The 25,828-nt window shown below is 42.3% G+C and carries 22 protein-coding genes; 17 read left to right on the plus strand and 5 right to left on the minus strand.

Annotated elements, in window-relative coordinates; all coding sequences use genetic code 11:
- The first annotated feature begins 423 nt into the window (after nt 1-423).
- From pnp to D8848_RS06845, 7 genes are all read left to right on the plus strand, one after another.
- On the plus strand, nt 424-2,637 hold the full coding sequence (gene pnp, locus D8848_RS06810; RefSeq protein WP_125443973.1) for a polyribonucleotide nucleotidyltransferase: 2,214 nt from the start codon (nt 424-426) through the stop codon (nt 2,635-2,637).
- Nucleotides 2,638-2,652: 15 nt separating this feature from the next.
- The gene (gene cysE / locus D8848_RS06815; RefSeq protein ID WP_060627711.1) at nt 2,653-3,270 is read left to right on the plus strand and encodes a serine O-acetyltransferase; all 618 of its coding nucleotides are present in this window, start codon (nt 2,653-2,655) and stop codon (nt 3,268-3,270) included.
- A gap of 11 nt (nt 3,271-3,281) precedes the next feature.
- Nucleotides 3,282-4,166 carry a GNAT family N-acetyltransferase gene (locus D8848_RS06820; RefSeq protein ID WP_125443971.1) on the plus strand — a complete coding sequence of 295 codons (885 nt, stop codon included), beginning with the start codon at nt 3,282-3,284 and terminating at the stop codon, nt 4,164-4,166.
- A gap of 81 nt (nt 4,167-4,247) precedes the next feature.
- Nucleotides 4,248-5,591 carry a cysteine--tRNA ligase gene (gene cysS, locus D8848_RS06830; protein ID WP_125443969.1) on the plus strand — a complete coding sequence of 448 codons (1,344 nt, stop codon included), beginning with the start codon at nt 4,248-4,250 and terminating at the stop codon, nt 5,589-5,591.
- On the plus strand, nt 5,584-5,970 hold the full coding sequence (locus D8848_RS06835; RefSeq protein ID WP_000567916.1) for a Mini-ribonuclease 3: 387 nt from the start codon (nt 5,584-5,586) through the stop codon (nt 5,968-5,970). The genes cysS and D8848_RS06835 overlap by 8 nt, the downstream gene beginning before the upstream one ends.
- 3 nt (nt 5,971-5,973) lie before the next feature.
- Complete coding sequence (locus tag D8848_RS06840) at nt 5,974-6,843, plus strand: helix-turn-helix domain-containing protein (RefSeq protein WP_060627715.1); 870 nt, start codon at nt 5,974-5,976, stop codon at nt 6,841-6,843.
- A 112-nt stretch (nt 6,844-6,955) separates the two neighbouring features.
- The gene (locus D8848_RS06845) at nt 6,956-8,086 is read left to right on the plus strand and encodes an ABC transporter ATP-binding protein (protein ID WP_000229945.1); all 1,131 of its coding nucleotides are present in this window, start codon (nt 6,956-6,958) and stop codon (nt 8,084-8,086) included.
- 95 nt (nt 8,087-8,181) lie between these two features.
- Here D8848_RS06845 and D8848_RS06850 read toward each other — a convergent pair whose 3' ends face one another.
- From D8848_RS06850 to D8848_RS06870, 5 genes are all read right to left on the minus strand, one after another.
- Nucleotides 8,182-9,372 carry a ferredoxin reductase family protein gene (locus D8848_RS06850; protein ID WP_185756864.1) on the minus strand — a complete coding sequence of 397 codons (1,191 nt, stop codon included), beginning with the start codon at nt 9,370-9,372 and terminating at the stop codon, nt 8,182-8,184.
- A 143-nt stretch (nt 9,373-9,515) separates the two neighbouring features.
- Nucleotides 9,516-10,175 (minus strand): amino acid ABC transporter permease, encoded by a 660-nt coding sequence (locus D8848_RS06855; protein ID WP_125443965.1) that lies wholly within the window; start codon nt 10,173-10,175, stop codon nt 9,516-9,518.
- A 9-nt stretch (nt 10,176-10,184) separates the two neighbouring features.
- The gene (locus tag D8848_RS06860) at nt 10,185-10,862 is read right to left on the minus strand and encodes an amino acid ABC transporter permease (protein WP_125443963.1); all 678 of its coding nucleotides are present in this window, start codon (nt 10,860-10,862) and stop codon (nt 10,185-10,187) included.
- Nucleotides 10,863-10,874: 12 nt separating this feature from the next.
- Entirely contained in the window at nt 10,875-11,669 is a 795-nt protein-coding gene (locus D8848_RS06865; RefSeq protein WP_125443961.1) for a transporter substrate-binding domain-containing protein, read from the minus strand.
- A gap of 10 nt (nt 11,670-11,679) precedes the next feature.
- Nucleotides 11,680-12,438 carry an amino acid ABC transporter ATP-binding protein gene (locus D8848_RS06870; protein WP_001229569.1) on the minus strand — a complete coding sequence of 253 codons (759 nt, stop codon included), beginning with the start codon at nt 12,436-12,438 and terminating at the stop codon, nt 11,680-11,682.
- Between the two features lie 176 nt (nt 12,439-12,614).
- On the opposite strand from D8848_RS06870, the gene recJ reads away from it, so the two are divergent.
- The 10 genes from recJ (at nt 12,615) to pepV (ending at nt 25,816) form a co-directional block, all read left to right on the plus strand.
- Entirely contained in the window at nt 12,615-14,837 is a 2,223-nt protein-coding gene (gene recJ, locus D8848_RS06875; protein ID WP_060628754.1) for a single-stranded-DNA-specific exonuclease RecJ, read from the plus strand.
- Between the two features lie 173 nt (nt 14,838-15,010).
- The gene (locus D8848_RS06880; protein ID WP_125443959.1) at nt 15,011-16,672 is read left to right on the plus strand and encodes a ribonuclease J; all 1,662 of its coding nucleotides are present in this window, start codon (nt 15,011-15,013) and stop codon (nt 16,670-16,672) included.
- A 67-nt stretch (nt 16,673-16,739) separates the two neighbouring features.
- Entirely contained in the window at nt 16,740-17,519 is a 780-nt protein-coding gene (locus tag D8848_RS06885) for an alpha/beta hydrolase (protein WP_049486691.1), read from the plus strand.
- Between the two features lie 133 nt (nt 17,520-17,652).
- Nucleotides 17,653-18,876 (plus strand): peptidoglycan bridge formation alanyltransferase MurM, encoded by a 1,224-nt coding sequence (locus D8848_RS06890; RefSeq protein ID WP_033685419.1) that lies wholly within the window; start codon nt 17,653-17,655, stop codon nt 18,874-18,876.
- A gap of 4 nt (nt 18,877-18,880) precedes the next feature.
- Nucleotides 18,881-20,113, plus strand: a complete 1,233-nt coding sequence (locus tag D8848_RS06895) for an aminoacyltransferase (protein WP_125443958.1) — start codon at nt 18,881-18,883, stop codon at nt 20,111-20,113.
- 78 nt (nt 20,114-20,191) lie between these two features.
- Complete coding sequence (locus tag D8848_RS06900; RefSeq protein WP_125443957.1) at nt 20,192-20,893, plus strand: M57 family metalloprotease; 702 nt, start codon at nt 20,192-20,194, stop codon at nt 20,891-20,893.
- A 38-nt stretch (nt 20,894-20,931) separates the two neighbouring features.
- Nucleotides 20,932-22,779 (plus strand): excinuclease ABC subunit UvrC, encoded by a 1,848-nt coding sequence (uvrC, locus tag D8848_RS06905; RefSeq protein WP_125443955.1) that lies wholly within the window; start codon nt 20,932-20,934, stop codon nt 22,777-22,779.
- Nucleotides 22,769-23,623 (plus strand): metallophosphoesterase family protein, encoded by an 855-nt coding sequence (locus D8848_RS06910; protein WP_045612127.1) that lies wholly within the window; start codon nt 22,769-22,771, stop codon nt 23,621-23,623. Before uvrC ends, D8848_RS06910 begins: the two co-directional genes overlap by 11 nt.
- 173 nt (nt 23,624-23,796) lie before the next feature.
- A complete protein-coding gene (locus tag D8848_RS06915; protein ID WP_045612125.1) occupies nt 23,797-24,402 on the plus strand; it encodes a nitroreductase family protein in 606 nt (201 codons plus the stop codon).
- 13 nt (nt 24,403-24,415) lie between these two features.
- Entirely contained in the window at nt 24,416-25,816 is a 1,401-nt protein-coding gene (gene pepV, locus D8848_RS06920; RefSeq protein WP_045612124.1) for a dipeptidase PepV, read from the plus strand.
- Nucleotides 25,817-25,828 lie beyond the last annotated feature (12 nt).

A 25,828-nucleotide genomic window follows, 5' to 3' on the forward strand; every position in this document is an offset into this window, starting at 1 on the left:
TTTAAAGTTGATTATTTTTTAAACAAAATCTGATGATGTGTGTCTCAAAAAAAACGAACGGAGTGAGTATTTAAAAGATATTTCACGCTATCGTGGTATCCTAGAGAATAACTCTGTTATTTTCTAGGACGGAATTTTTTAGACTTCAGGCTAAAAAATTAGGGATGAAATTCCACTGGATTTCTAAAATCATCCACTGGATAATTTTACCTCCAGTCCGCACTATTTCAGGGAAATATCCAAAAGATACTTAATTGAATTTTGGCCTCATTTCTTAGGAAAAAAGATAAGCTTCCTAGCACTCATCGAGTGCGGTGTCACCTTCCTATTTTTCTACAGAAATGTTCGGCAAGCCGAACCGTCCAAAATATCTTGATCTTTGTAGGCAAGACGTATAATATTATCAATCCAAAGGGGATTAAAATGACAAAACAAGTGTTTCAAACGACTTTTGCGGGTCGTGAGTTAATCGTAGAGACTGGTCAGGTTGCTAAGCAAGCAAATGGCTCTGTTGTCGTGCGTTACGGTGAGTCAACTGTCTTGACTGCGGCCGTTATGTCTAAGAAAATGGCAACTGGGGATTTCTTCCCACTTCAAGTCAACTATGAAGAAAAAATGTATGCGGCTGGGAAGTTTCCTGGTGGCTTTATGAAACGTGAAGGACGTCCTTCAACAGATGCGACTTTGACAGCGCGTTTGATTGACCGTCCAATCCGTCCAATGTTTGCGGAAGGTTTCCGTAATGAAGTGCAAGTCATCAATACCGTGCTTTCTTATGATGAAAATGCCTCTGCACCAATGGCAGCTATGTTTGGTTCATCCTTGGCGCTTTCTATTTCAGAGATTCCATTTGACGGACCAATCGCTGGGGTACAGGTTGGCTATGTAGATGGTCAAATCATTATCAACCCTACGCAAGAACAAGCAGAGCAATCTCTCCTTGAATTGACAGTAGCTGGTACCAAACACGCCATCAACATGGTAGAGTCTGGTGCTAAAGAATTGTCAGAAGAAATCATGCTGGAAGCCCTCCTTAAAGGGCACGAAGCGGTCAAAGAATTGATTGCTTTCCAAGAAGAAATCGTTGCGGCTGTTGGTAAAGAAAAAGCAGAAGTAGAATTGCTTCATGTGGACGCTGAATTACAGGCTGAAATTATCGCAGCCTACAACAGCGACCTCCAAAAGGCAGTTCAAGTAGAAGAAAAATTGGCTCGTGAAGCTGCAACTCAAGCAGTCAAAGACCAAGTGACTGCTGTTTACGAAGAAAAATATGCAGATCACGAAGAATTTGACCGTATCATGCGTGATGTGGCTGAAATCTTGGAACAAATGGAACACGCGGAAGTGCGCCGTTTGATCACAGAAGACAAGGTGCGTCCTGACGGTCGTAAGGTTGATGAAATCCGTCCTTTGGATGCGGTTGTTGACTTCCTTCCTCGTGTGCACGGTTCGGGTCTCTTTACTCGTGGACAAACTCAAGCTCTTTCAGTCTTGACCTTGGCTCCGATGGGAGAAACTCAAATCATCGATGGTTTGGATCCAGAGTACAAGAAACGCTTTATGCACCACTATAACTTCCCTCAATACTCTGTAGGGGAAACTGGACGCTACGGTGCGCCAGGTCGTCGTGAAATTGGTCACGGTGCTCTTGGTGAACGTGCTCTTGCTCAAGTTTTGCCAAGCTTGGAGGAATTCCCATACGCTATCCGCCTGGTAGCTGAGGTCTTGGAATCAAACGGTTCTTCATCTCAAGCTTCTATCTGTGCGGGAACTCTTGCCCTTATGGCTGGTGGTGTGCCAATCAAGGCACCAGTAGCAGGGATTGCCATGGGTCTCATCTCAGATGGAAACAACTATACAGTCTTGACAGATATCCAAGGTTTGGAAGATCACTTTGGAGATATGGACTTTAAGGTTGCAGGTACTCGTGATGGGATTACAGCCCTTCAAATGGATATCAAGATCCAAGGGATTACTGCAGAAATCTTGACTGAGGCTCTTGCTCAAGCCAAGAAAGCACGTTTTGAAATCCTTGATGTGATTGAAGCAACCATTCCAGAAGTTCGTCCAGAATTGGCTCCAACTGCTCCGAAAATTGATACCATCAAAATTGATGTGGACAAGATTAAGATTGTCATCGGTAAGGGTGGAGAAACCATCGATAAGATTATCGCTGAAACCGGCGTTAAGATCGATATCGATGAAGAAGGAAATGTGTCTATCTACTCTAGTGACCAAGATGCCATTAACCGTGCTAAAGAAATTATTGCTGGTTTGGTTCGTGAAGCCAAAGTAGATGAAGTTTACCGTGCTAAAGTCGTTCGTATCGAGAAATTTGGTGCCTTTGTTAACCTCTTTGATAAGACAGATGCCCTTGTTCATATCTCTGAGATGGCTTGGACTCGTACCAATAATGTCGAAGACTTGGTAGCAATCGGGGATGAAGTTGATGTTAAGGTTATCAAGATTGATGAAAAAGGACGTGTGGATGCTTCTATGAAAGCCCTTCTTCCTCGTCCTCCAAAACCTGAACGTGATGAAAAAGGTGAAAAATCAGAGCGTCCTCACCGCCCACGTCATCACAAGGATCACAAACCTAAGAAAGAAATTACAGAAACACCAAAAGATTCAGAATAAGAAAAGGAGAAATGTATGGGATGGTGGCGCGAAACCATTGATATCGTAAAAGAGAATGATCCAGCGGCCCGCACCACTTTGGAGGTTTTGCTGACTTATCCAGGTGTCAAGGCTTTGGCGGCCCACCGTCTCTCGCATTTTCTCTGGAAGCATGGCTTCAAACTCCTGGCTCGTATGCACAGTCAGTTTTGGCGCTTTTGGACTCAGATTGAGATTCATCCAGGTGCCCAGATTGATTCAGGTGTCTTTATCGACCACGGTTCTGGCTTGGTGATTGGAGAGACGGCTATCGTTGAGACGGGAGTTCTCCTCTATCATGGGGTGACTCTTGGGGGAACAGGGAAAGACTGTGGCAAACGCCATCCAACCGTGCGAAAAGGAGCTTTAATATCCGCTCATGCCCAAGTCATTGGACCAGTGGAAATTGGTGAAAATGCCAAGGTCGGTGCAGCAGCAGTTGTCGTGGCAGACGTACCTAGTGATGTGACGGTTGTCGGTATTCCTGCTAAGATTGTCCGTGTACATGGTAAAAAGGATGAGCCGGTCATCCACGAAGTCGAAGAAAAACGAGAGTACTACGTCAATAAACTCGAGCATGCTAAAGATGCCAGTCACAGATCGTCTGGGTTGTAGAGGATACCTATATGATTCAAGCAAGAAACAAGTTAAGCCAAGAGGAGCTATCTGAGGCGAAAAAACTAATTAACTGTTGCCAAAACTATGACGGTACCTATCGTGATCCCTATCTTTCTAACATGCTTAATTTTGACCCAAACATGCCCGCCTTTTTCCTTTATTATGAAAAAGGCGAACTTGTTGGTCTCTTAACTGTCTATGCTGATGACCAAGATGTGGAAGTGACGATACTGGTTCATCCAGATCATCGCCATCAGGGAATTGCGCGTGCATTGTTTACTAGTTTTGAGAGAGAAACAGTTTCTTTTTCTATTCGTTCAGTCACTTTTCAGACAGAGCGTGTTTTTCTAGACCGCCATCCTGATTTTGTCAGCAACTGGGGACTGGTTGAGGATGAAGAGACAGAAACCTGGTTAGGTAAGGATAGAAGACCTTATCCGTTAGCAAATGTTTCCAATCTTGAAGTTTTGTTAGCTGATAGTTCGTATCAGGATCAAATTAGTCAATTAAAATTTCAGGCATTCTCAGAGGAACATGAATCTAGAGAAGTTGTGGATAGATATGTTGCTGAAGCTCTGAAAGATCCAGAAAGCCGCCTGTATATTTTATTAAAAGACGGTCAGGTTATTGGAACTTGCACGGTTGATTTATCGAGCGATACGAATTACTTCTACGGTTTAGCAATATCAGAACCTGAACGTGGGAAAGGCTATGGGAGCTACTTAGCAAAATTCCTTGTCAACCAACTAATTGAGCAAAATGATAAGAAATTTCAGATTGCAGTAGAAGATAGCAATGTAGGTGCCAAACGTTTGTATGAAAAAATTGGCTTTGTCAAACAGACTCAGGTGGTTTATCTGAATGAGAAAGGAGCAAGGGATTCCGAAGTGTAGAGGCATTCGGACTGAAATTCAATTGAACTCTCAGTGATGAGACTAACTGTTCTTGGATTTTAGCTTTCCTGATTATAATTTATGATTAAAATCTACGACACCATGTCTCGTGATTTGCGAGAATTTGTCCCGATTGAGGACGGCAAAGTAAAGATGTATGTTTGTGGGCCAACGGTGTACAACTATATCCACGTGGGAAATGCTCGTTCAACGGTGGCTTTTGATACCATTCGTCGTTATTTTGAGTACCGTGGGTACGAGGTTTCCTATATTTCCAATTTTACGGATGTGGATGATAAGATTATCAACCGTGCCAAGGAAGAGGGTATCACACCTCAGGAGGTTGCGGACAAGTATATCGCTGCCTTTCGTGAGGATGTGACGGCCTTGGGTGTCAAACCTGCGACTCGCCATCCACGTGTAGTCGAGTTTATGGCGGGCATCATCCGCTTTGTGGAAGATTTGATTGAAAAAGGTTTTGCTTATGAGAGCCAAGGAGATGTCTATTTCCGTGTGGAAAAATCCCACAACTATGCCAAGTTGGCTAATAAAACCTTGGAAGATTTGGAGCTGGGTGCTTCAGGTCGTACCGATGAAGAAACAGCTCGTAAGGAAAATCCTGTAGACTTTGCCCTCTGGAAATCTGCCAAATCAGGCGAGATTTCTTGGGACAGTCCTTGGGGACCTGGTCGTCCGGGCTGGCACATCGAGTGTTCAGTCATGTCGACAGAGATTTTGGGCGACACCATTGATATTCACGGTGGTGGAGCTGACCTAGAGTTTCCTCACCATACCAATGAAATTGCCCAGTCAGAAGCCAAAACAGGCAAGACCTTCGCCAACTACTGGATGCACAATGGCTTTGTCAATATTGATAATGTCAAGATGTCCAAGTCCTTGGGCAACTTTATCACTGTTCATGATGCCCTCAAAAACCTCGATGGCCAAGTGCTTCGATTCTTCTTTGCCACACAGCATTACCGTAAGCCAATCAACTTTACCGAAAAGGCAGTGCGTGACGCAGAGACAAATCTTAAGTATCTAAAGAACACTTATGAGCAACCATTTTCTGGGACTGTAGATGCTCAAGAGTTACAGACCTTTAAAGATAAGTTTGTTGCCGCTATGGATGAGGATTTCAACTCCGCAAACGGTATCACAGTTGTCTTTGAAATGGCCAAATGGATCAACTCTGGCAACTATGATGCAAGTGTTAAGGAAACTCTTGCGGCTATGTTGGAAGTCTTTGGAATCGTCTTTGTTGAGGAAGTTTTGGATGCAGAGATTGAAGACTTGATCCAAAAACGCCAAGAAGCGCGTGCCAATCGTGACTTTACGACAGCGGACCATATCCGTGACCAATTGGCTGCTCAAGGGATTAAGCTCCTTGACACCAAGGATGGAGTGAGGTGGACACGTGATTGATGTCAATCTCATTAACGGGATTGCGCTAGCCTTTGAAGGAGATGCGGTGTATTCTATGTATATTCGTCGTCACCTCATCCTCAAAGGCATGACCAAACCCAATAAACTCCACCAAGAAGCGACCAAGTATGTGTCGGCTAAAGCTCAGGCTCGCCTGATTTCTCTTATGTTGGAGGAGCATGTCCTGACGGAAAAAGAAGAAGAAATCTACAAACGTGGTCGCAATACCAATAGCCACACCAAGGCCAAAAATGCTGATGTGGTGACTTACCGTATGTCCACAGGTTTTGAAGCAGTGATGGGATATCTCCATATGACTGAAAATATGGAGCGCCTCGAAACCTTAATTTCTTGGTGCATCCAAAAAGTGGAGGGCTAGGACATGATGGCAAAAGAACTACAAGACTGGTTTCCTGAAGCTCAGATTTCAGACCAACCAGTAAAGAGAGAGGGCTATCTCACTCTCCCTTTAGCTTCTCAGCAGTGGATTTTGCTGGAGGAAGCTAGTCTTAGCGAACGTGAAAAACAACTGGTAGCTCTCTTAACCAAACAGGAGCAAACTATTTCGCTCAATCCTTGGTATCCTTATCTGATTGAGGGGAAGGGACAGGCGCCGAAAACTTTTAAAAAGATTCAGTTGGTTTATTGTCATCTTTCCTATTTTCAGCAGGAAAATCTAGCTTCTTGGCTGGATATGATGCGGACTCTTTTTCCCAACTGTCAGACGGTGATTCAGGTCGGAGCTCAGGATTATGTTTTCGTGCTTCAGCAAGACAAATACACATCTGTACGAGCTATTTTAAGTGATACGATTGAAGCGGTTGAGTATGACTTTGGACTTCGTCTCTCTATCATGTTAGGCCAGGTTTGGTCTCAGACGGGAAATCAGGCCCTATCAGACTTAATCAAATCTGAGCGCGATTTGTTCAAGACTTGGTGGCGTCAGGGTCACCAAGGTGTTCATACTTTTTCTCAGCTCTATCTTTGGAGTATGGGAGAAAGACTCGTGGACTTGAAGGCAATCAAGGAATGTCTACACCAGATGATTTTGGATCAAGACCAGATTCAGGAAATCATTCTCTCTCTTTGGGAAAATAGTGCTGTTTTAACAAAAACAGCCCAGCAACTCTATCTGCACCGCAATTCTCTCCAATACAAGATTGATAAGTGGGAAGAATTGACAGGGCTTCAATTGAAGGAATTGACTGATCTGACCCTGTGTTATCAGTTGATTTTACCAGATATTCTCTAAAGTTTTGTGCAAGTTGCACAGAACTTTTTTATTTTTTTGGTCATCTTGCCATAGAAATGTAAAGCGTTTTCATCTATAATAAAACTATCAAAAGACAAAAGGAGTTCACCTCATGGTAGAATTGAATCTTAAAAACATTTACAAAAAATATCCAAACAGCGAACACTACTCAGTTGAAGACTTCAACTTGGACATCAAAGACAAAGAATTTATCGTTTTCGTAGGTCCTTCAGGATGTGGTAAATCAACAACTCTTCGTATGATTGCTGGTCTTGAAGACATCACAGAAGGTACTGCATCTATCGATGGCGTGGTTGTTAACGATGTAGCTCCAAAAGACCGTGATATCGCCATGGTATTCCAAAACTACGCTCTTTACCCACACATGACGGTTTATGACAACATGGCTTTCGGTTTGAAATTGCGTAAATACAGCAAGGAAGACATCGACAAACGTGTGCAAGAAGCAGCAGCAATCCTTGGCTTGAAAGAATTCTTGGATCGTAAACCAGCTGACCTTTCAGGTGGTCAACGTCAACGTGTTGCCATGGGTCGTGCCATCGTCCGTGATGCAAAAGTGTTCTTGATGGACGAACCTTTGTCAAACTTGGATGCAAAACTTCGTGTATCAATGCGTGCTGAAATTGCGAAAATCCACCGTCGTATCGGAGCTACAACTATCTACGTAACTCACGACCAAACAGAAGCGATGACACTTGCAGACCGTATCGTTATCATGTCAGCAACTAAGAACCCTGCTGGTACAGGTACTATCGGACGTGTAGAACAAATCGGTACTCCTCAAGAAGTTTACAAAAACCCAGTTAACAAATTCGTTGCAGGATTCATTGGAAGCCCAGCTATGAACTTCATTAATGTGAAATTGGTTGGAAGCGAAATTGTTTCTGATGGTTTCCGTTTGAAAGTTCCAGAAGGAGCATTGAAAGTTCTTCGTGAAAAAGGCTACGAAGGTAAAGAATTGATCTTCGGTATTCGTCCAGAAGACGTGAATGCAGAACCTGCTTTCCTTGAAACATTCCCAGAATCAGTTGTCAAAGCTACTATCTCTGTATCAGAGTTGCTTGGTTCAGAATCTCACCTTTACTGCCAAGTTGGTAAAGATGAATTCGTTGCTAAAGTTGATGCTCGTGACTACTTGCAAACAGGTGCAACAGTTGAACTTGGATTTGACTTGAACAAAGCCCACTTCTTCGATGTAGAAACTGAAAAAACAGTTTACTAAGATAAATAAAACTCAAAACACTGCTAGAAATCTGGCAGTGTTTTTTGAGATTGCGTAGAAAAAACTCCTGGGAAATTCCAGGAGAGTATGAGTGGTTATTTAAACTTGAATCCTTCGTAAATAAGCTCTGTTTTTGGATTTTGTTTCTTAATCTGTTTGGCAAGTGACTTCATCATAGAAAGAGGACCACACATATAGACGCTTGCATGTTCGGGCACTTCTTCTTGCTCAAAATTAAGATAGCCGTCTTTCCTACTGTCTACTAGATGGAGTTCAAAATTAGGATTTTTCTGAGCATAGTCACGGAGCAAATCTAGATAGACTGCATTTTCATCTTCACGGAAGCTATAGTAGAAGTCAACCTGTTTATCTAAAATAGGATGTTCACGGATGTAAGAGATGAAGGGGGTTATTCCAATACCTCCAGCAATCCAAACCTGATTTTCACGTCCTTCTTCTATGATTATGTGTCCGTAAGCTCTATCTACGCTTACTTTGCTGCCGACTTGAAGATTGTCATAGATATTCTTGGTATGGTCACCTGAATTTTTAACAGTAAAGTAAAGAGTTTGACCATGACCTCCTGAGATAGAAAAGGGATGCGGAGCACTTTCAAAACCTTCTTGGAAAATCTGTAGGAAGGCAAATTGTCCTGATTGATAGCTGAAAGATCTGCTAAGATGGATTTGAATTTCTCTAGTATCGTGATTTAAGCGTTTGAGATTGGTAATTTTTCCTAGATAGGGGAAGCCAATCTTTTGATATAGAAAAATGATATAAAAACCAGCTAGCAAGCCTAAAAGGGCATAGCTACCAACAAGAAAACTTAGAAGATTAAATGTGATAAGACGATTGCCCATCATCATGTAGACATGAAAGAGTCCGAAAATATAAGCTAGATAAACCAGACGGTGAATCCATCGCCAGGCTTCGTATTGGATGTATTTGCCTAAATAGGCGACAAGGATGATGCTGACAAAGATATAGATGGCAAGGTTGCCAAACTGAGCAGCTAAGTGAGTGCCCCACAAACCACCCATACTAAAGTTATGAAAGATTAGTAGAATGATGGATAGAAAGGCTGTGAATTTGTGGACGGTGTAGACCTTCTCCAAACCGTGAAACCAGCTTTCTAGTAGGGGGAGACGAGTGGCTAGGATAAAAGTCAGAGATAGGCTTGTTAAAGCTAGTCCTGGAATCATGAATTGGGGAGAAGTGTTCATCCAAGTCAAAATAGTCAAGATAAAACTAGCCATGATAAAGAGTAGTCCTTTGATTGATTTCATAGAAAATTCCATTTCATTAAGATTTTGATTTGTTGTAAACAAATTTGTTACATTTTATCATAGAAAAAGTATGGTGTCAAATCTAGGTGTGTAAATTTCTGTTCCCATAAAAAAACTCTCCAATTGAACTGGAGAGTTGCTGTTTATTCTGCAGCTTGTTGCCAACGTTTTGCTAGCATATGAGACAGGCTAGAAATGGCTAGGTTAAAGCTGAAGTAGATGAGGGCAATCAGGATGTACAGACTGAAGACTTGCTCCGGTTCGAAATAACGGCCCATGAGAATTTGGCTGGCTCCAAAGAGTTCTTGTAGGGCGATAACAGAGTAGAGAAGACTGGTATCCTTAATCACGGTTACAAATTGAGAAATGATGGCTGGCAGCATTTTACGAATGGCTTGTGGGAGAATGATGTAGTAGAGGATTTGGGCTGAAGTGAAGCCTTGTGACATTCCTGCTTCGTACTGCCCCTTGTCTACGGCATTGAGACCACCTCGAATAATCTCAGCTAGGGCCGCTGATGTAAAGAGAGTGAAGGCAGTGATTCCTGCTGGTGTGGATTTCATTTTGAAAACTAAAAAGATGGTGAAAATCCAGAGGAGGTTGGGAACGTTACGCACAAACTCGATGTAAATGCTGGAGATGATTCGCAAGACAGGATTTTTCCCATTTCGCATAACTGCAAGTACCGTCCCGATCAGGGTGGAGAGGACGATGGCAATCAGAGAAATGTAGAGGGTCAAGCCAAATCCTTTAAAGATAAAGACTAGGTTATCTGGGGTCAAAACTTCTAAAATGGAATCCATAGTAACCTCCTAAAGTGAATAGGCTTTTTTGTTGGCTTGCTCCATCTTGCGACCAAACTGGGCAACAGGGAAGCATAGAGCAAAGTAGAGAAGGGCAGCACCTAGAAAGGCTGGGATGTAGTTTCCGTTAAGTGCTGACCAAGACTTGGTCACAAACATCAAGTCCACTCCAGAGATGATGGCAACTGTAGAGGTGTTCTTGATGAGGTTGACGATTTGGTTGGTCAAAGGAGGGAGAATGATACGAAAGGCCTGAGGCAAGATAATCAAGCGCATGGCACTGATATAGGTAAAACCTTGCGACAGGGCGGCCTCCATCTGACCGCTAGGAATAGACTGAATGCCTGAGCGAATAACCTCAGCGATATAGGCGCCGTGATAGAGTCCCACGCAGAGAACAGCCGTCCAATAAATCGGAATCATGATGGTGTGGTCACTGATAAGAGGTAGGCCGTAAAAAACGATTACAAACTGCACTAAGAGGGGAGTATTTTGGTAAAACTCGACAAAGATGCGAGCCAAAATTCTCAATATTGGACGTTTGCTGGTTGACATGGCTCCAAAGAAGATGCCTAAAACCATGGCGAGGATAAAGGATCCAATTGCTAGGGCAAGGGTGAAGAGGAAACCATTGAAAAATTGTCCAAAATCCTGAAAATAGGCTGTCCAAGATGATAAATCTGTCATGGGGTATCCTCCTTAATCTGCAGTATGGCTAGATGGTTTGAGCTTGTAACGGTCATAAAGTTTCTGCAAACTACCATCCTTGCTCCATTTAGTAACCAAGTTATCAAGATAATTGTTTAGCTCGGTATTTGATTTCTTGGTAACGATACCGTAGTCAGATGGCTTGAAACTATCATCTAGTAGTTCTGTCCGCTTACTGATGTAGCCAGATAGGATAGAACGGTCAACGGAAAAGGCATCGATACGGTGAGCGTGAAGGGAAGTAATCAATTCTGGGTAGGAACCAAGTTCGACGAATTTAAAGGTCAAGCCTTTCTTTTTACCCAGTTCAGTAATCAGGCGTTGGGTGATGGAACCTTGGGCAACTCCGATGGTTTTGCCGTTTAGGTCCTCAATCTTTTTGATTTTGGCAGACTTATTGACCAAAAATCCAGAAGCGTCTGTGTAGTAGGGACTGGTAAAGTTGTAGAGTTTTTTTCGTTCGTCTGTGATGGTAAAGGTTGCGATATCCATATCGACCTGTTCATTGTCTAGAAGGGGTCCACGGGTTTGTGCGGTAACAGGCACATAGCGAACCTTGACTTTGAGCTCATCAGCTACCATCCTGGCCAAGTCCGTTTCGATACCAGAATAGGTCCCTGTCTTGGGATCCTTGTAACCGAAATTGGGAACGTCTTGTTTCACACCAACAACCAGCTCGCCTCTCTTTTGAATGTCTGCGACACTGGTATCAGCCTGGACTGGTTTTGCAACAGCAAGGCCGAAAAGGCTAATCAATAATGCTGATAAAAAGAATTTCTTTTTCATAGGCGCCTCCTTATTTTACTTTGTCACTTTCGTGGTTGATGATTTTGCTGAGGAATTGTTGGGCACGAGGTTCGCTTGGATTGTCGAAAAAGTCATCAACATCTGTCGTATCTACCAAAACTTCTCCGTCAGCCATAAAGATGATGCGGTCAGCAACTTCACGGGCAAAGCCCATTTCATGAGTAACGACAATCATATTCATACCATCGTGGGCCAATTTTTGCATAACTGCCAGAACATCACCGATGGTTTCAGGGTCAAGGGCAGACGTTGGCTCATCAAAGAGGAGGAGTTCCGGATGCATAGCGAGGCCACGTGCAATGGCAATCCGTTGTTTTTGTCCGCCAGACAGCATGGCTGGATAAGAATCTTTCTTGTCCCACATATTTACAAATTCCAGATATTTTTGGGCTGTCTTTTCAGCTTCTTTTTTATCAATTCCTAGAACTTTTATGGGTGCGAGTGTTACGTTTTCTAACACTGTTTTGTGAGGGTAGAGGTTGAAATGCTGGAAAACCATGCCGACTTCCTTGCGAAGAGGTACCAAATCTTTCTGGCTGGCACCAGCAACTTGGTGCCCATTTACTAGAAGGCTTCCCTTGTCAACAGCCTCCAAACCATTGATGGTGCGGATAAGAGTGGATTTTCCAGAACCAGAAGGGCCTAGGAGGACAACAACTTGCCCTTTTTCAAAACGGAGATTGATGTCGCGGAGTGCGTGGTAGTCTCCGTAATATTTTTCGACGTGTTCAAATTCTACTAAAGCCATAAGGAATCTCCTTTGTGTTAGATTTTATAACATGATTCTACACCAAAAAATTTGTCTTGTCAAATCATATCTGAAAAAATTCACTAAAATTTTATAAAAAAGCAATCTGGATAGAGAAAAAGCCTAAATCATGTTATAATGAAACGATAGAATTCTTAGAAAGAGTGGATGTCTTTTTGATAACACCTACTTATGAATGGCAGTTTGCCCCGCAAGTAGAAGATGCGGATTTTACAAAGATAGCCAAGAAGGCTGGATTGGGTCCTGAGGTGGCTCGGTTACTATTTGAGAGAGGGATTCAGGACCAAGAGAGTCTGAAGAAGTTTTTAGAACCTTCCTTGGAGGACTTGCATGACCCTTATCTACTCCATGATATGGATAAGGCAGTGGGACGGATTCGTCAGGCTATTGAAGAAGGGGAAAATATCCTCATTTATGGAGATTACGATGCGGATGGCATGACTTCAGCTTCGATTGTGAAGGAAAGTTTGGAACAGCTTGGCGCTGAGTGCCGGGTTTATCTGCCCAATCGTTTTACTGATGGCTATGGTCCAAATGCTAGTGTTTATAAATACTTTATCGAGCAAGAAGGGATTTCCTTGATTGTGACGGTGGACAATGGAGTTGCGGGTCACGAAGCCATTGAACTGGCTCAGTCTATGGGAGTAGATGTCATTGTGACAGACCACCATTCCATACCTGAAACCTTACCAGATGCCTATGCTATTGTCCATCCTGAACATCCGGATGCGAACTATCCTTTCAAATATTTGGCTGGTTGCGGAGTGGCTTTCAAGCTGGCTTGTGCCCTGTTAGAAGAAGTACAAGTGGAATTGCTTGATTTGGTCGCTATTGGTACCATTGCTGATATGGTTAGTTTGACAGATGAGAATCGTATTTTGGTTCAATATGGTCTAGAAATGCTGGGGCATACTCAGCGCATTGGTTTACAAGAAATGCTGGATATGGCTGGGATTGCCGCTAATGAAGTAACAGAAGAAACGGTTGGTTTCCAGATTGCTCCTCGTTTGAATGCCTTGGGCCGTTTGGATGATCCCAATCCTGCCATTGATTTGCTGACTGGGTTTGATGATGAAGAAGCGCATGAGATTACTCTCATGATTCATCAGAAAAACGAAGAGCGCAAGGAAATCGTTCAGTCTATCTATGAAGAAGCTAAGACCATGGTGGACCCTGAGAAGAAGGTCCAAGTTTTGGCTAAGGAGGGCTGGAATCCTGGGGTTCTAGGAATCGTGGCTGGTCGTTTGTTGGAAGAACTAGGGCAGACAGTCATCGTTCTCAATATAGAGGACGGTCGTGCCAAGGGTAGTGCTCGTAGCGTGGAAGCGGTCGATATTTTTGAGGCTCTGGATCCTCATAGAGACCTCTTCATAGCCTTTGGTGGTCATGCTGGTGCGGCAGGAATGACGCTGGAAGTTGAGAAACTCTCAGATTTATCTCAGGTTTTGGAAGATTATGTCCGTGAAAAAGGAGCAGATGCTGCTGGCAAGAACAAGTTAAATCTAGATGAAGAGCTAGATTTGGAGACACTTAGCTTGGAAACGGTCAAAAGTTTTGAACGTTTGGCACCTTTTGGCATGGACAATCAGAAACCTATCTTTTATATCAAGGATTTTCAGGTCGAAAGTGCCCGTACTATGGGGGCAGGTAATGCCCATCTCAAGCTGAAAATTTCTAAAGGCGAGGCGAGTTTTGAGGTAGTGGCCTTTGGCCAAGGGAAAAGGGCGACTGAATTCTCACAGACCAAGCAATTGGAATTGGCAGTGACTCTCTCTGTCAACCAATGGAATGGCCAAACTGCCCTGCAGCTGATGATGGTGGATGCGCGTGTGGAGGGTGTTCAACTTTTTAATATCCGTGGGAAGAATGCAGTCTTGCCAGAAGGAGTTCCAGTCTTGGATTTTGCTGGAGAACTGCCAAATCTGGCGGATAGTGAAGCTGTTATCGTAAAAACCGTTCCTGAGGATATTACTCAGCTGAAGACCATTTTTCAGGAACAGAATTTCTCTGCGGTCTATTTCAAAAATGATATTGACAAGGCCTACTATCTAACAGGTTATGGGACTAGAGAGCAGTTTGCCAAATTGTACAAGACCATCTACCAGTTTCCAGAGTTTGATATTCGCTACAAGCTGAAAGACTTGGCTGCTTATCTCAATATTCAACAAATCTTGCTGGTCAAAATGATTCAAATATTTGAAGAATTAGGTTTTGTGGTAATCAAAGATGGGGTTATGACAGTCAATAAAGAAGCGCCAAAGAGAGAGATAGGAGAAAGTCAGATTTACCAAAATCTCAAACAAACCGTCAAAGACCAAGAAATGATGGCGCTGGGTACCGTGCAAGAAATTTATGACTTTTTAATGGAAAAAGAGTAGATCATAGGAAAGAGTTGGGAAACCAGCTCTTTTTTGAAAACAAATCTTCATTTTGAAAATCATCAAAAAAATGGTATAATGTTAGGAAAAGATTCGGCTAAAAGTAATAGTGCTTTTAGAATAAAAGGGAAAGTAACCCTATAATCAAGATAAACTAAGCTTTCGGAGGAAAAATGAGTAATATCAGTTTAACAACACTTGGTGGTGTGCGTGAAAATGGGAAAAATATGTATATCGCTGAAATCGATGGATCTATTTTCGTTTTGGATGCAGGTCTGAAATACCCTGAAAACGAACAACTAGGGGTGGACGTAGTTATTCCAAATATGGACTACCTTTTTGAAAATAGCGACCGTATCGCTGGCGTCTTCTTGACCCATGGACATGCAGATGCTATTGGTGCTCTGCCTTATCTCTTGGCTGAAGCCAAGGTACCTGTATTTGGCTCTGAGTTGACCATTGAGTTGGCAAAACTCTTTGTCAAAGGGAATGACACAGTTAAGAAATTTAATGATTTCCATGTCATTGATGAGGATACGGAGATAGATTTTGGAGGGACTGTGGTGTCCTTCTTCCGTACGACCCACTCTATCCCAGAAAGTCTGGGTGTTGTCTTGAAGACAGCTGAAGGTAGTATCGTTTATACAGGTGACTTCAAATTTGACCAGACAGCTAGTGAATCCTATGCGACAGACTTCGCTCGTTTGGCAGAAATCGGTCGTGATGGAGTTCTGGCTCTTCTTAGCGATTCAGCCAATGCAGATAGCAATATCCAAGTGGCTAGTGAAAGTGAAGTTGGGGATGAAATCACTCAAACCATTTCTGATTGGGATGGACGTATCATTGTTGCAGCAGTAGCCAGCAACCTCTCTCGTATCCAGCAGGTGTTTGACGCTGCGGATGAAACAGGTCGTCGTGTGGTTTTGACAGGATTCGATATTGAAAATATCGTCCGCACTGCTATTCGTCTTAAGAAATTGTCTCTAGCTAACGAGAGTCTTTTGATTAAGCCAAAAGATATGTCTCGCTTTGAAGACCATGAGTTGATTATCCTTGAGACAGGTCGTATGGGTGAGCCTATCAACGGTCTTCGCAAGATGTCGATTGGTCGCCACCGTTATGTGGAAATCAAGGACGGTGACTTAGTATATATCGTAACGACTCCGTCTATCGCCAAGGAAGCAGTCATGGCGCGTGTGGAAAATATGATTTATCAAGCTGGAGGGGTTGTCAAACTGATCACTCAAAGCTTGCGTGTGTCAGGGCACGGAAATGCGCGTGACTTGCAATTGATGATTAATCTCTTGCAACCTAAGTATCTCTTCCCAATTCAAGGGGAATATCGTGAGTTAGATGCTCATGCTAAGGCTGCTATGGCAGTTGGAATGTTGCCAGAACGCATTTTCATCCCTAAAAAGGGAACCAGCATGGCTTATGAGAATGGAGATTTTGTCCCAGCTGGAGCTGTTTCAGCAGGGGATGTCTTGATTGACGGGAATGCCATCGGTGATGTTGGAAATGTGGTTCTTCGTGACCGTAAGGTCTTGTCAGAGGATGGTATTTTCATCGTCGCAATTACCGTTAACCGTCGTGAGAAGAAAATTGTGGCCAAGGCTCGTGTTCATACGCGCGGATTTGTTTATCTCAAGAAGAGCCGCGATATTCTCCGTGAAAGTTCAGAATTGATTAACCAAACGGTAGAAGACTATCTTCAAGGAGATGACTTTGACTGGGCAGATCTTAAAGGGAAGGTTCGGGATAATTTGACTAAGTATCTCTTTGACCAGACTAAGCGTCGTCCAGCTATTTTACCAGTAGTCATGGAAGCAAAATAATTGTTGAAATAAATAGAGGGAAAGTCGAGTTTCGGCTTTTTCTTATAGAAAAATAGAGGAAAAAATTATGGCAGTAATGAAAATCGAGTATTACTCACAAGTTTTGGATATGGAGTGGGGAGTGAATGTCCTCTATCCTGATGCCAATCGAGTGGAAGAACCAGATTGTAAAGACATTCCAGTCTTGTACCTCTTGCACGGGATGTCTGGTAACCATAATAGCTGGCTCAAGCGGACCAACGTAGAACGCTTGCTTCGAGGAACCAATCTCATCGTCGTCATGCCCAATACCAGCAACGGTTGGTACACTGATACCCAGTATGGTTTTGACTATTACACAGCTCTAGCAGAGGAATTGCCACAGGTTTTGAAACGCTTCTTCCCTAATATGACCAGCAAGCGTGAAAAGACCTTTATCGCTGGTCTCTCTATGGGAGGCTACGGCTGCTTTAAACTGGCTCTTGCTACAAATCGTTTTTCTCATGCAGCTAGTTTTTCAGGTGCCCTTAGCTTTCAAGATTTTTCTCCTGAGAGCCAAGATTTGGGAACACCAGCTTATTGGAGAGGTGTTTTTGGAGAGATTAAAGACTGGACAACTAGTCCTTATTCTCTTGAAAGTCTGGCTAAAAAATCGGATAAAAAGACCAAGCTGTGGGCTTGGTGTGGCGAGCAGGATTTCTTGTATGAAGCCAATAATCTAGCAGTGAAAAATCTCAAAAAACTGGGATTTGATGTGACCTATAGCCATAGTGCTGGAACTCACGAATGGTACTACTGGGAAAAACAATTGGAACGGTTCTTAGCAACCCTACCAATCGATTTCAAATTAGAAGAGAGATTAAGCTAGTTTAGTTTGTATTACTCTTTCAATAACCATGTCTTCTATGGAATAGAAACTAAAATATGTTTTTACTAGACTTTCTAAACAAAAATAGTAGAATAGTAGTTAAATTCTATTATTGTTGGAAAGAGAGTAAGAGATGTATCGTTATCAAATTGGCATTCCCACATTAGAATATGATCAGTTTGTTAAAGAACATGAATTAGTCAATGTATTACAAAGTAGTGCTTGGGAAGAGGTTAAGTCTGATTGGCAACATGAAAAGTTTGGCGCCTACCGAGGAGATAAATTACTGGCTACAGCTAGTATTTTGATTAAAACTCTTCCTCTAGGCTATAGAATGTTTTATATCCCAAGAGGTCCTGTATTAGATTATAAGGATGCTGAACTCTTGAACTTTGTTCTTCAATCCATTAAGTCCTATGCTCGAAGCAAGAGAGCGATTTTTGTGATTTTTGACCCAAGTATTTGCCTATCGCAAAGTTCAATCAAGCATGAAAAAATAGAATATCCTGAAAATATGGCTATTATTGAAAATTTGCAAAGAATGGGAGTAAGGTGGTCAGGAAAGACCGATGGAATGGGAGATACCATTCAGCCTCGTATTCAGGCAAAAGTATACAAGGAAAATTTTATAGAAGATAAACTTTGCAAGTCAACAAAACAAGCTATTCGATCCGCTCGAAATAAGGGTGTAGAGATTCAGATTGGTAGAGATGAATTGTTAGAATCTTTCTCGTTTTTGATGAAAAAAACTGAGAAGCGAAAAGATATCCATTTGAGGAATGAAGCCTATTATAAAAAATTGTTAGATAATTTTAAGGACAAGGCCTACATTACGCTGGCTACTCTGGATATCGCTAAGCGTTTACGAGAATTAGAAGAACAGTTAGCGAAAAACTTAGCGTTGGAAGAGGCGTTTACTGAGTCGACTCGAACTTCAAAAGTAGAAGCCCAGAAGAAGGAAAAAGAGCGTTTGGTAGAAGAAAGAGATTTCTTGCAGAGATATCTGAATGAAGAAAAATCAAACATTCCTTTAGCAGCTACTTTGAGTTTGGAATTTGGTAATACCTCTGTTAATCTATATGCTGGTATGGATGATGCTTTTAAACGTTATAATGCACCAATTTTAACTTGGTATGAAACAGCTCGCTATGCCTTTGAGCGAGGTATGGTGTGGCAAAATTTAGGTGGTGTTGAAAACTCTCTCAATGGTGGACTTTACCATTTTAAGGAAAAATTTAATCCAACGATTGAAGAATACTTGGGTGAGTTTACAATGCCCACCCATCCTCTTTATTCTCTGTTAAGAATCGCTCTTGATTTTCGCAAGGCATTAAGAACAAAACATCATAGAAGGTAAGTACATGGCATTAATTACACTCACAAAAGAAGAATTTCAAGCTTATTCTGATCAGGTCTCTTCTCGTTCTTTTATGCAATCTGTCCAGATGGGGGACTTGTTAGAAAAAAGAGGGGCTCGAATTGTTTATCTTGCATTGAATCAAGAAGGAGAAATTCAAGTTGCAGCTCTGGTTTATAGCTTGCCCATGCTGGGTGGCCTACATATGGAGATCAATTCGGGGCCGATTTATACCCAACAAGATGCTCTCCCAGTTTTTTATGCGGAGTTAAAAGAATATGCCAAGCAAAATGGTGTATTAGAGTTGCTTGTAAAACCTTATGAAACTTATCAAACTTTTGATGGTGAAGGTAATCCAATAGATGCTGAGAAAAAAAGTATTATTCAAGATTTGACTGATTTAGGTTATCAATTTGATGGTTTAAAAACAGGTTACCCAGGTGGAGAACCGGATTGGTTATATTGTAAAGATTTGAATGAGCTAACTGAAAAGACCTTGCTTAACAGTTTTAGTAAAAAGGGGAAAGCTTTGGTGAAAAAGGCTGATACATTTGGTATTCAGTTGAAAAAATTAAATCGTGAAGAACTTTCAATTTTTAAAGATATAACAAAAACAACCTCTGAACGTCGAGAATATAGTGATAAAAGTTTAGAATATTATGAGCATTTTTATGACTCTTTTGGAGAAAAAGCCGAGTTTGTAATTGCTATTCTAAATTTAGGAGAATATATACAAAATTTAATACATAAGCAAAAAGAATTATCTGAAAAAATAGCTACCTCATTACTCTTATTAGAACAATATCCAGATTCTGCACAAAAGAAAAAAGAACACAAAGAGTTGGCTAGGCAGTATGAAAGCTTTGAAGTTCGAAAAGCAGAAGCACGAGAGTTGATTAAAAAATATGGAGAGAAAGATCTTGTCTTAGCAGGTAGTTTATTTATTTATATGCCTCAAGAAACGACCTATCTTTTTAGTGGTTCCTATACTGAGTTTAATAAATTTTATGCACCAGCTTTGCTTCAGAAATATGTTATGTTGGAAAGCATAAAACGTGGGATCCCTAAATACAACTTTCTAGGGATTCAAGGGATTTTTGATGGTAGTGATGGTGTTTTACGTTTTAAACAAAATTTTAATGGTTATATTGTACGTAAAGCAGGAACTTTCCGTTATTATCCATCTCCCCTAAAATATAAAGCTATTCAGTTACTCAAAAAAATATTAGGACGCTAAGATAAGAAAATTGGTCTTTAGCTTTCTTTTAGCTTCTTTTAGTAAAATAGTCTTTATTTTCTAGAAAGGTGGAGAGACATGCGCTGGCTTTTTCGTTTGATAGGGGCTTTCTTTTCTTTTGTGTGGCATTTGTTTTGGCGCCTGGTTTGGATTGTTTTGCTTTTATGCACTCTTGCTTTTGGATTTCTCTGGTATCTTAACGGAGATTTTCAAGGAGCGCTAAAGCAAGCAGAGCGGTCAGTAAAGATTGGTCAACAAAGTGTTGACCAATGGAAAAAAACAGGGCAACTGCCTAAGTTGAAGCAGACAGATAGCCATCAACACTCTGAAGGAAGGTGGCCACAGGCTTCTGCTCGTATTTACTTGGATCCCCAGATGGATTCACGCTTTCAAGAAGCTTATGTAGAAGCGATTCAGAATTGGAATCAAACGGGTGCTTTTAACTTTGAAATCGTGACTGAGGCCAGCAAGGCAGATATCTTGGCTACGGAGATGAATGACGGAGGTACTCCTGTGGCAGGAGAGGCGGAAAGTCAGACCAATCTCTTGACAGGGCAATTCTTATCCGTAACGGTGCGGTTGAATCATTATTATCTGTCCAATCCTGACTATGGCTATTCCTATGAGCGCATTGTCCATACGGCAGAACATGAGTTGGGGCATGCGATTGGCTTGGACCATACAGATGAGAAGTCTGTCATGCAACCTGCAGGTTCCTTTTATGGTATCCAGAAAGAGGATGTTGCAAGACTTCGAAAAATATATGAGACCAATGAGTAGGGGACTATCTTTCCCTACTTTTTTGCTATAATGGAACTATGAATAACTTGATTAAATCAAAACTAGAGCTCTTGCCAACCAGTCCTGGTTGCTACATTCACAAGGATAAAAACGGCACCATTATCTATGTAGGAAAGGCTAAAAATCTGCGTAACCGCGTGAGGTCTTATTTCCGTGGAAGTCATGATACCAAAACAGAGGCCTTGGTGTCTGAAATTGTGGATTTTGAATTTATCGTTACGGAGTCTAATATTGAGGCACTTCTCTTAGAAATCAACCTGATTAAGGAAAACAAGCCCAAGTACAATATCATGCTCAAGGATGATAAGTCTTATCCTTTCATCAAAATCACCAATGAACGCTATCCTCGTTTGATTATCACCCGTCAGGTCAAAAAAGACGGAGGTCTCTATTTTGGTCCCTATCCAGATGTGGGAGCAGCCAATGAAATCAAGCGACTGCTGGATCGGATTTTCCCTTTTCGCAAGTGTACCAATCCACCCTCTAAGGTCTGTTTTTACTACCATATCGGTCAATGTTTGGCCCACACCATCTGTAAGAAGGATGAGTCCTACTTCAAGTCTATGGCTCAGGAGGTTTCTGATTTCCTAAAAGGGCAGGATGACAAAATCATCGATGATCTCAAGGGTAAGATGGCATCCGCAGCACAAAGTATGGAATTTGAACGGGCAGCGGAATACCGTGACCTGATTCAGGCGATTGGGACTCTTAGGACCAAGCAACGGGTTATGGCCAAGGATCTCCAAAACCGTGACGTCTTTGGCTACTATGTCGACAAGGGCTGGATGTGTGTTCAGGTTTTCTTTGTTCGTCAGGGTAAGCTTATTGAGCGCGATGTCAATCTTTTCCCTTATTATAATGATCCGGATGAGGATTTCTTGACCTATGTGGGACAATTCTATCAAGAAAAATCTCACCTAGTTCCTAATGAGGTGCTGATTCCGCAGGATATTGACGAAGAAGCTGTAAAGGCTTTGGTAGACACCAAGATTCTCAAACCCCAGCGTGGAGAGAAAAAGCAACTGGTCAATCTGGCTATAAAGAATGCCCGAGTCAGCCTAGAGCAGAAATTCAACCTGCTGGAGAAATCTGTCGAAAAGACACAAGGAGCTATTGAAAATCTAGGACGTTTGCTCCAAATTCCGACTCCAGTTCGCATCGAGTCCTTCGATAACTCCAATATCATGGGTACCAGCCCTGTTTCGGCTATGGTAGTCTTTGTCAATGGCAAACCAAGTAAGAAGGATTACCGTAAGTATAAAATCAAAACCGTAGTCGGGCCAGACGACTATGCCAGTATGAGAGAAGTCATTCGCAGGCGCTATGGTCGAGTACAGCGTGACGGTTTGACTCCTCCAGATTTGATTGTGATTGATGGGGGACAAGGTCAAGTCAATATCGCCAAGCAAGTCATCCAAGAGGAACTGGGCTTGGATATCCCCATTGCAGGTCTGCAAAAGAATGATAAGCACCAAACCCATGAATTGCTCTTTGGAGATCCGCTTGAGGTGGTGGAGTTGTCTCGCAATTCTCAGGAATTTTTCCTTTTGCAACGCATTCAAGATGAGGTCCACCGCTTTGCCATTACTTTCCACCGCCAACTGCGCTCCAAAAATTCCTTTTCATCACAACTGGATGGAATTGAAGGGCTAGGACCTAAACGCAAGCAGAATCTCATGAAGCATTTCAAGTCTCTGGCCAAAATCAAGGAAGCCAGTGTGGATGAGATTGTCGAAGTTGGAGTGCCTAGAGCAGTAGCAGAGACTGTGCAAAGAAAATTGAACCCGCAGGAAGAAGTGGAATTAGCTCAAGTGGCGGAAGAAAGAGTAGATTACCAAACGGAAGGAAACCACAATGAAACATAAAATCGCAATTTTATCAGATATTCATGGAAATGCGACGGCTTTAGAAGCAGTGATTGCAGATGCTAAAACTCAAGGAGCCAGTGAATATTGGCTTATGGGAGATATTTTTCTTCCTGGTCCAGGTGCAAATGATTTGGTAGCCCTGCTAAAGGACCTTCCTATCACAGCAAGTGTTCGAGGTAATTGGGATGATTGTGTCCTTGAGGCCTTGGATGGTGAATATGGTTTGGAACATCCACAAGAAATCCAGTCAATGCGAATGACCCAGTTTTTGATGGAGCGAATGGATCCTGCAACGATTGTCTGGTTACGAAGCTTGCCTTTGCTGGAAAAGAAAGAGGTTGATGGGTTGCGCTTTTCTATCTCTCATAATTTACCTGACAAAAATTATGGGGGTGACTTGTTGGTTGGGAATGATACAGAAAAATTTGACCAACTGCTAGATGAGGAAACGGACGTGGCAGTCTATGGTCATGTCCACAAGCAGTTGCTTCGTTACGGCAGTCAAGGGCAACAAATCATCAATCCAGGGTCGATTGGCATGCCCTATTTTAATTGGGAGGCGTTAAAAAATCACCGTGCCCAGTATGCCGTGATAGAAGTTGAAGATGGGGAATTGGTAAATATCCTATTTCGTAAAGTTGCTTATGACTATGAAGCGGAGTTGGAGTTGGCCAAATTCAAGGGGCTTCCTTTTATCGAAATGTATGAAGAGCTACGACGAGAAGACAACTATCAGGGGCACAATCTGGAACTATTAGCAAGCTTAATAGAAAAGCATGGGTATGTAGAAGATGTGAAGAATTTCTTGGAGGCTATAAAGTCAGAATATAAGATAGACTAGTTTCTTTAAGTAACTGAAAATTAATTGGAACTGGATGAGGGGATTCCTGATTTAAATGATTTTCTTCATTCAGTTGCTTATCCTTGTTCCAGTTTGTCTCTACGAAAAATCTCTGCAACCTCTTTCAAATTATGGTAGAATGGAAGCAGTAGAATTAGAAAAGGAAATAGATTATGAAATTTCTTGAATTAAATAAAAAACGTCATGCGACTAAGCATTTCACTGATAAGCCAGTTGATCCAAAAGATGTGCGTACGGCTATCGAAATTGCAACCTTGGCGCCAAGCGCCCACAACAGCCAGCCTTGGAAATTTGTGGTCGTTCGGGAGAAAAATGCCGAACTAGCAAAATTGGCATACGGTTCAAACTTTGAACAGGTATCATCAGCACCTGTAACCATTGCCTTGTTTACAGATACGGACCTTGCCAAACGTGCCCGTAAAATTGCCCGAGTTGGTGGTGCTAACAATTTCTCAGAAGAACAACTACAATACTTCATGAAAAATTTGCCTGCTGAATTTGCCCGTTACAGTGAGCAACAAGTCAGCGACTACCTAGCCCTCAATGCAGGTTTGGTTGCTATGAACTTGGTTTTGGCTCTTACAGACCAAGGAATCGGATCAAATCTGATTCTTGGTTTTGACAAATCAAAAGTCAACGAAGTTTTGGAAATCGAAGACCGCTTCCGCCCAGAACTCTTGATTACAGTGGGTTACACAGACGAAAAATTAGAACCAAGCTACCGCTTGCCAGTAGATGAAATCATCGAGAAAAGATAGAAAGAAGAAAAAAATGACAACAATTGATTTTACAGCAGAAGTAGAAAAACGTAAAGAAGACCTCTTGGCTGACTTGTTTAGCCTTTTAGAAATCAACTCTGAACGTGATGACAGCAAGGTTGATGCTGAGCATCCATTTGGACCTGGGCCGGTAAAAGCTTTGGAGAAATTCCTTGAAATTGCAGACCGCGATGGCTACCCAACTAAAAATGTTGACAACTACGCAGGACATTTCGAGTTTGGTGATGGAGAAGAAGTTCTCGGAATCTTTGCCCACATGGACGTAGTGCCTGCTGGTAGCGGTTGGGACACAGACCCTTACACACCAACTATCAAAGACGGTCGTCTTTATGCGCGTGGAGCTTCTGACGATAAGGGTCCTACAACAGCTTGTTACTATGGTTTGAAAATCATCAAAGAATTGGGTCTTCCAACTTCTAAGAAAGTTCGTTTCATCGTCGGAACAGACGAAGAATCAGGTTGGGCAGATATGGACTACTACTTCGAGCACGTAGGACTTGCGAAGCCAGACTTCGGTTTCTCTCCAGACGCTGAATTCCCTATCATCAATGGTGAAAAAGGAAATATCACGGAATACCTCCACTTTGCAGGTGAAAATGCAGGTGTTGCCCGTCTTCACAGCTTCACAGGTGGTTTGCGTGAAAACATGGTTCCTGAATCAGCAACAGCAGTTGTTTCAGGTGACTTAGCTGACTTGCAAAGTAAACTAGATACTTTTGTTGCAGAACACAAACTCAGAGGAGAAATTCAAGAAGAAGCTGGCCAATACAAGGTGACGATCATTGGTAAATCAGCCCACGGTGCTATGCCTGCTTCAGGTGTCAATGGTGCAACTTACCTAGCTCTCTTCCTCAGTCAGTTTGACTTTGCAGGACCAGCTAAAGACTACCTTGACATCGCTGGTAAAATTCTCTTGAACGACCATGAGGGTGAAAATCTCAAGATTGCCCATGTGGATGAAAAGATGGGTGCCCTTTCTATGAATGCGGGTGTCTTCCGCTTCGATGAAGCAAGTGCTGATAATACCATTGCCCTTAATATCCGCTATCCAAAAGGAACAAGCCCAGAGCAAATCAAGTCAATCCTTGAAAACTTGTCAGTTGCTTCTGTTAGCCTTTCTGAGCACGGGCATACCCCTCACTATGTGCCAATGGAAGATCCACTTGTGCAAACCTTGTTGAATGTCTATGAAAAACAAACTGGCCTTAAAGGTCACGAGCAAGTTATCGGTGGTGGAACCTTTGGTCGTTTGCTCGAACGCGGAGTTGCCTACGGTGCCATGTTCCCAGACTCAATTGACACCATGCACCAAGCCAATGAATTTATCGCCTTGGACGATCTCTTCCGAGCTGCAGCAATCTATGCCGAAGCTATTTATGAATTGATCAAATAAAACGATAGAAGT

This window comes from Streptococcus mitis, assembly GCF_003942775.1.
Taxonomy (GTDB): domain Bacteria; phylum Bacillota; class Bacilli; order Lactobacillales; family Streptococcaceae; genus Streptococcus; species Streptococcus mitis_CN.

Coding starts and splice junctions, on each gene's coding strand:
- pnp (WP_125443973.1), top strand. CDS start 424: ATGACAAAACAAGTGTTTCAAACGACTTTTGCGGGTCGTGAGTTAATC.
- cysE (WP_060627711.1), top strand. CDS start 2,653: ATGGGATGGTGGCGCGAAACCATTGATATCGTAAAAGAGAATGATCCA.
- D8848_RS06820 (WP_125443971.1), top strand. CDS start 3,282: ATGATTCAAGCAAGAAACAAGTTAAGCCAAGAGGAGCTATCTGAGGCG.
- cysS (WP_125443969.1), top strand. CDS start 4,248: ATGATTAAAATCTACGACACCATGTCTCGTGATTTGCGAGAATTTGTC.
- D8848_RS06840 (WP_060627715.1), top strand. CDS start 5,974: ATGATGGCAAAAGAACTACAAGACTGGTTTCCTGAAGCTCAGATTTCA.
- D8848_RS06845 (WP_000229945.1), top strand. CDS start 6,956: ATGGTAGAATTGAATCTTAAAAACATTTACAAAAAATATCCAAACAGC.
- D8848_RS06850 (WP_185756864.1), bottom strand. CDS start 9,372: ATGAAATCAATCAAAGGACTACTCTTTATCATGGCTAGTTTTATCTTG.
- D8848_RS06855 (WP_125443965.1), bottom strand. CDS start 10,175: ATGGATTCCATTTTAGAAGTTTTGACCCCAGATAACCTAGTCTTTATC.
- D8848_RS06860 (WP_125443963.1), bottom strand. CDS start 10,862: ATGACAGATTTATCATCTTGGACAGCCTATTTTCAGGATTTTGGACAA.
- D8848_RS06865 (WP_125443961.1), bottom strand. CDS start 11,669: ATGAAAAAGAAATTCTTTTTATCAGCATTATTGATTAGCCTTTTCGGC.
- D8848_RS06870 (WP_001229569.1), bottom strand. CDS start 12,438: ATGGCTTTAGTAGAATTTGAACACGTCGAAAAATATTACGGAGACTAC.
- D8848_RS06880 (WP_125443959.1), top strand. CDS start 15,011: ATGAGTAATATCAGTTTAACAACACTTGGTGGTGTGCGTGAAAATGGG.
- D8848_RS06885 (WP_049486691.1), top strand. CDS start 16,740: ATGGCAGTAATGAAAATCGAGTATTACTCACAAGTTTTGGATATGGAG.
- D8848_RS06890 (WP_033685419.1), top strand. CDS start 17,653: ATGTATCGTTATCAAATTGGCATTCCCACATTAGAATATGATCAGTTT.
- D8848_RS06895 (WP_125443958.1), top strand. CDS start 18,881: ATGGCATTAATTACACTCACAAAAGAAGAATTTCAAGCTTATTCTGAT.
- D8848_RS06900 (WP_125443957.1), top strand. CDS start 20,192: ATGCGCTGGCTTTTTCGTTTGATAGGGGCTTTCTTTTCTTTTGTGTGG.
- uvrC (WP_125443955.1), top strand. CDS start 20,932: ATGAATAACTTGATTAAATCAAAACTAGAGCTCTTGCCAACCAGTCCT.
- D8848_RS06910 (WP_045612127.1), top strand. CDS start 22,769: ATGAAACATAAAATCGCAATTTTATCAGATATTCATGGAAATGCGACG.
- D8848_RS06915 (WP_045612125.1), top strand. CDS start 23,797: ATGAAATTTCTTGAATTAAATAAAAAACGTCATGCGACTAAGCATTTC.
- pepV (WP_045612124.1), top strand. CDS start 24,416: ATGACAACAATTGATTTTACAGCAGAAGTAGAAAAACGTAAAGAAGAC.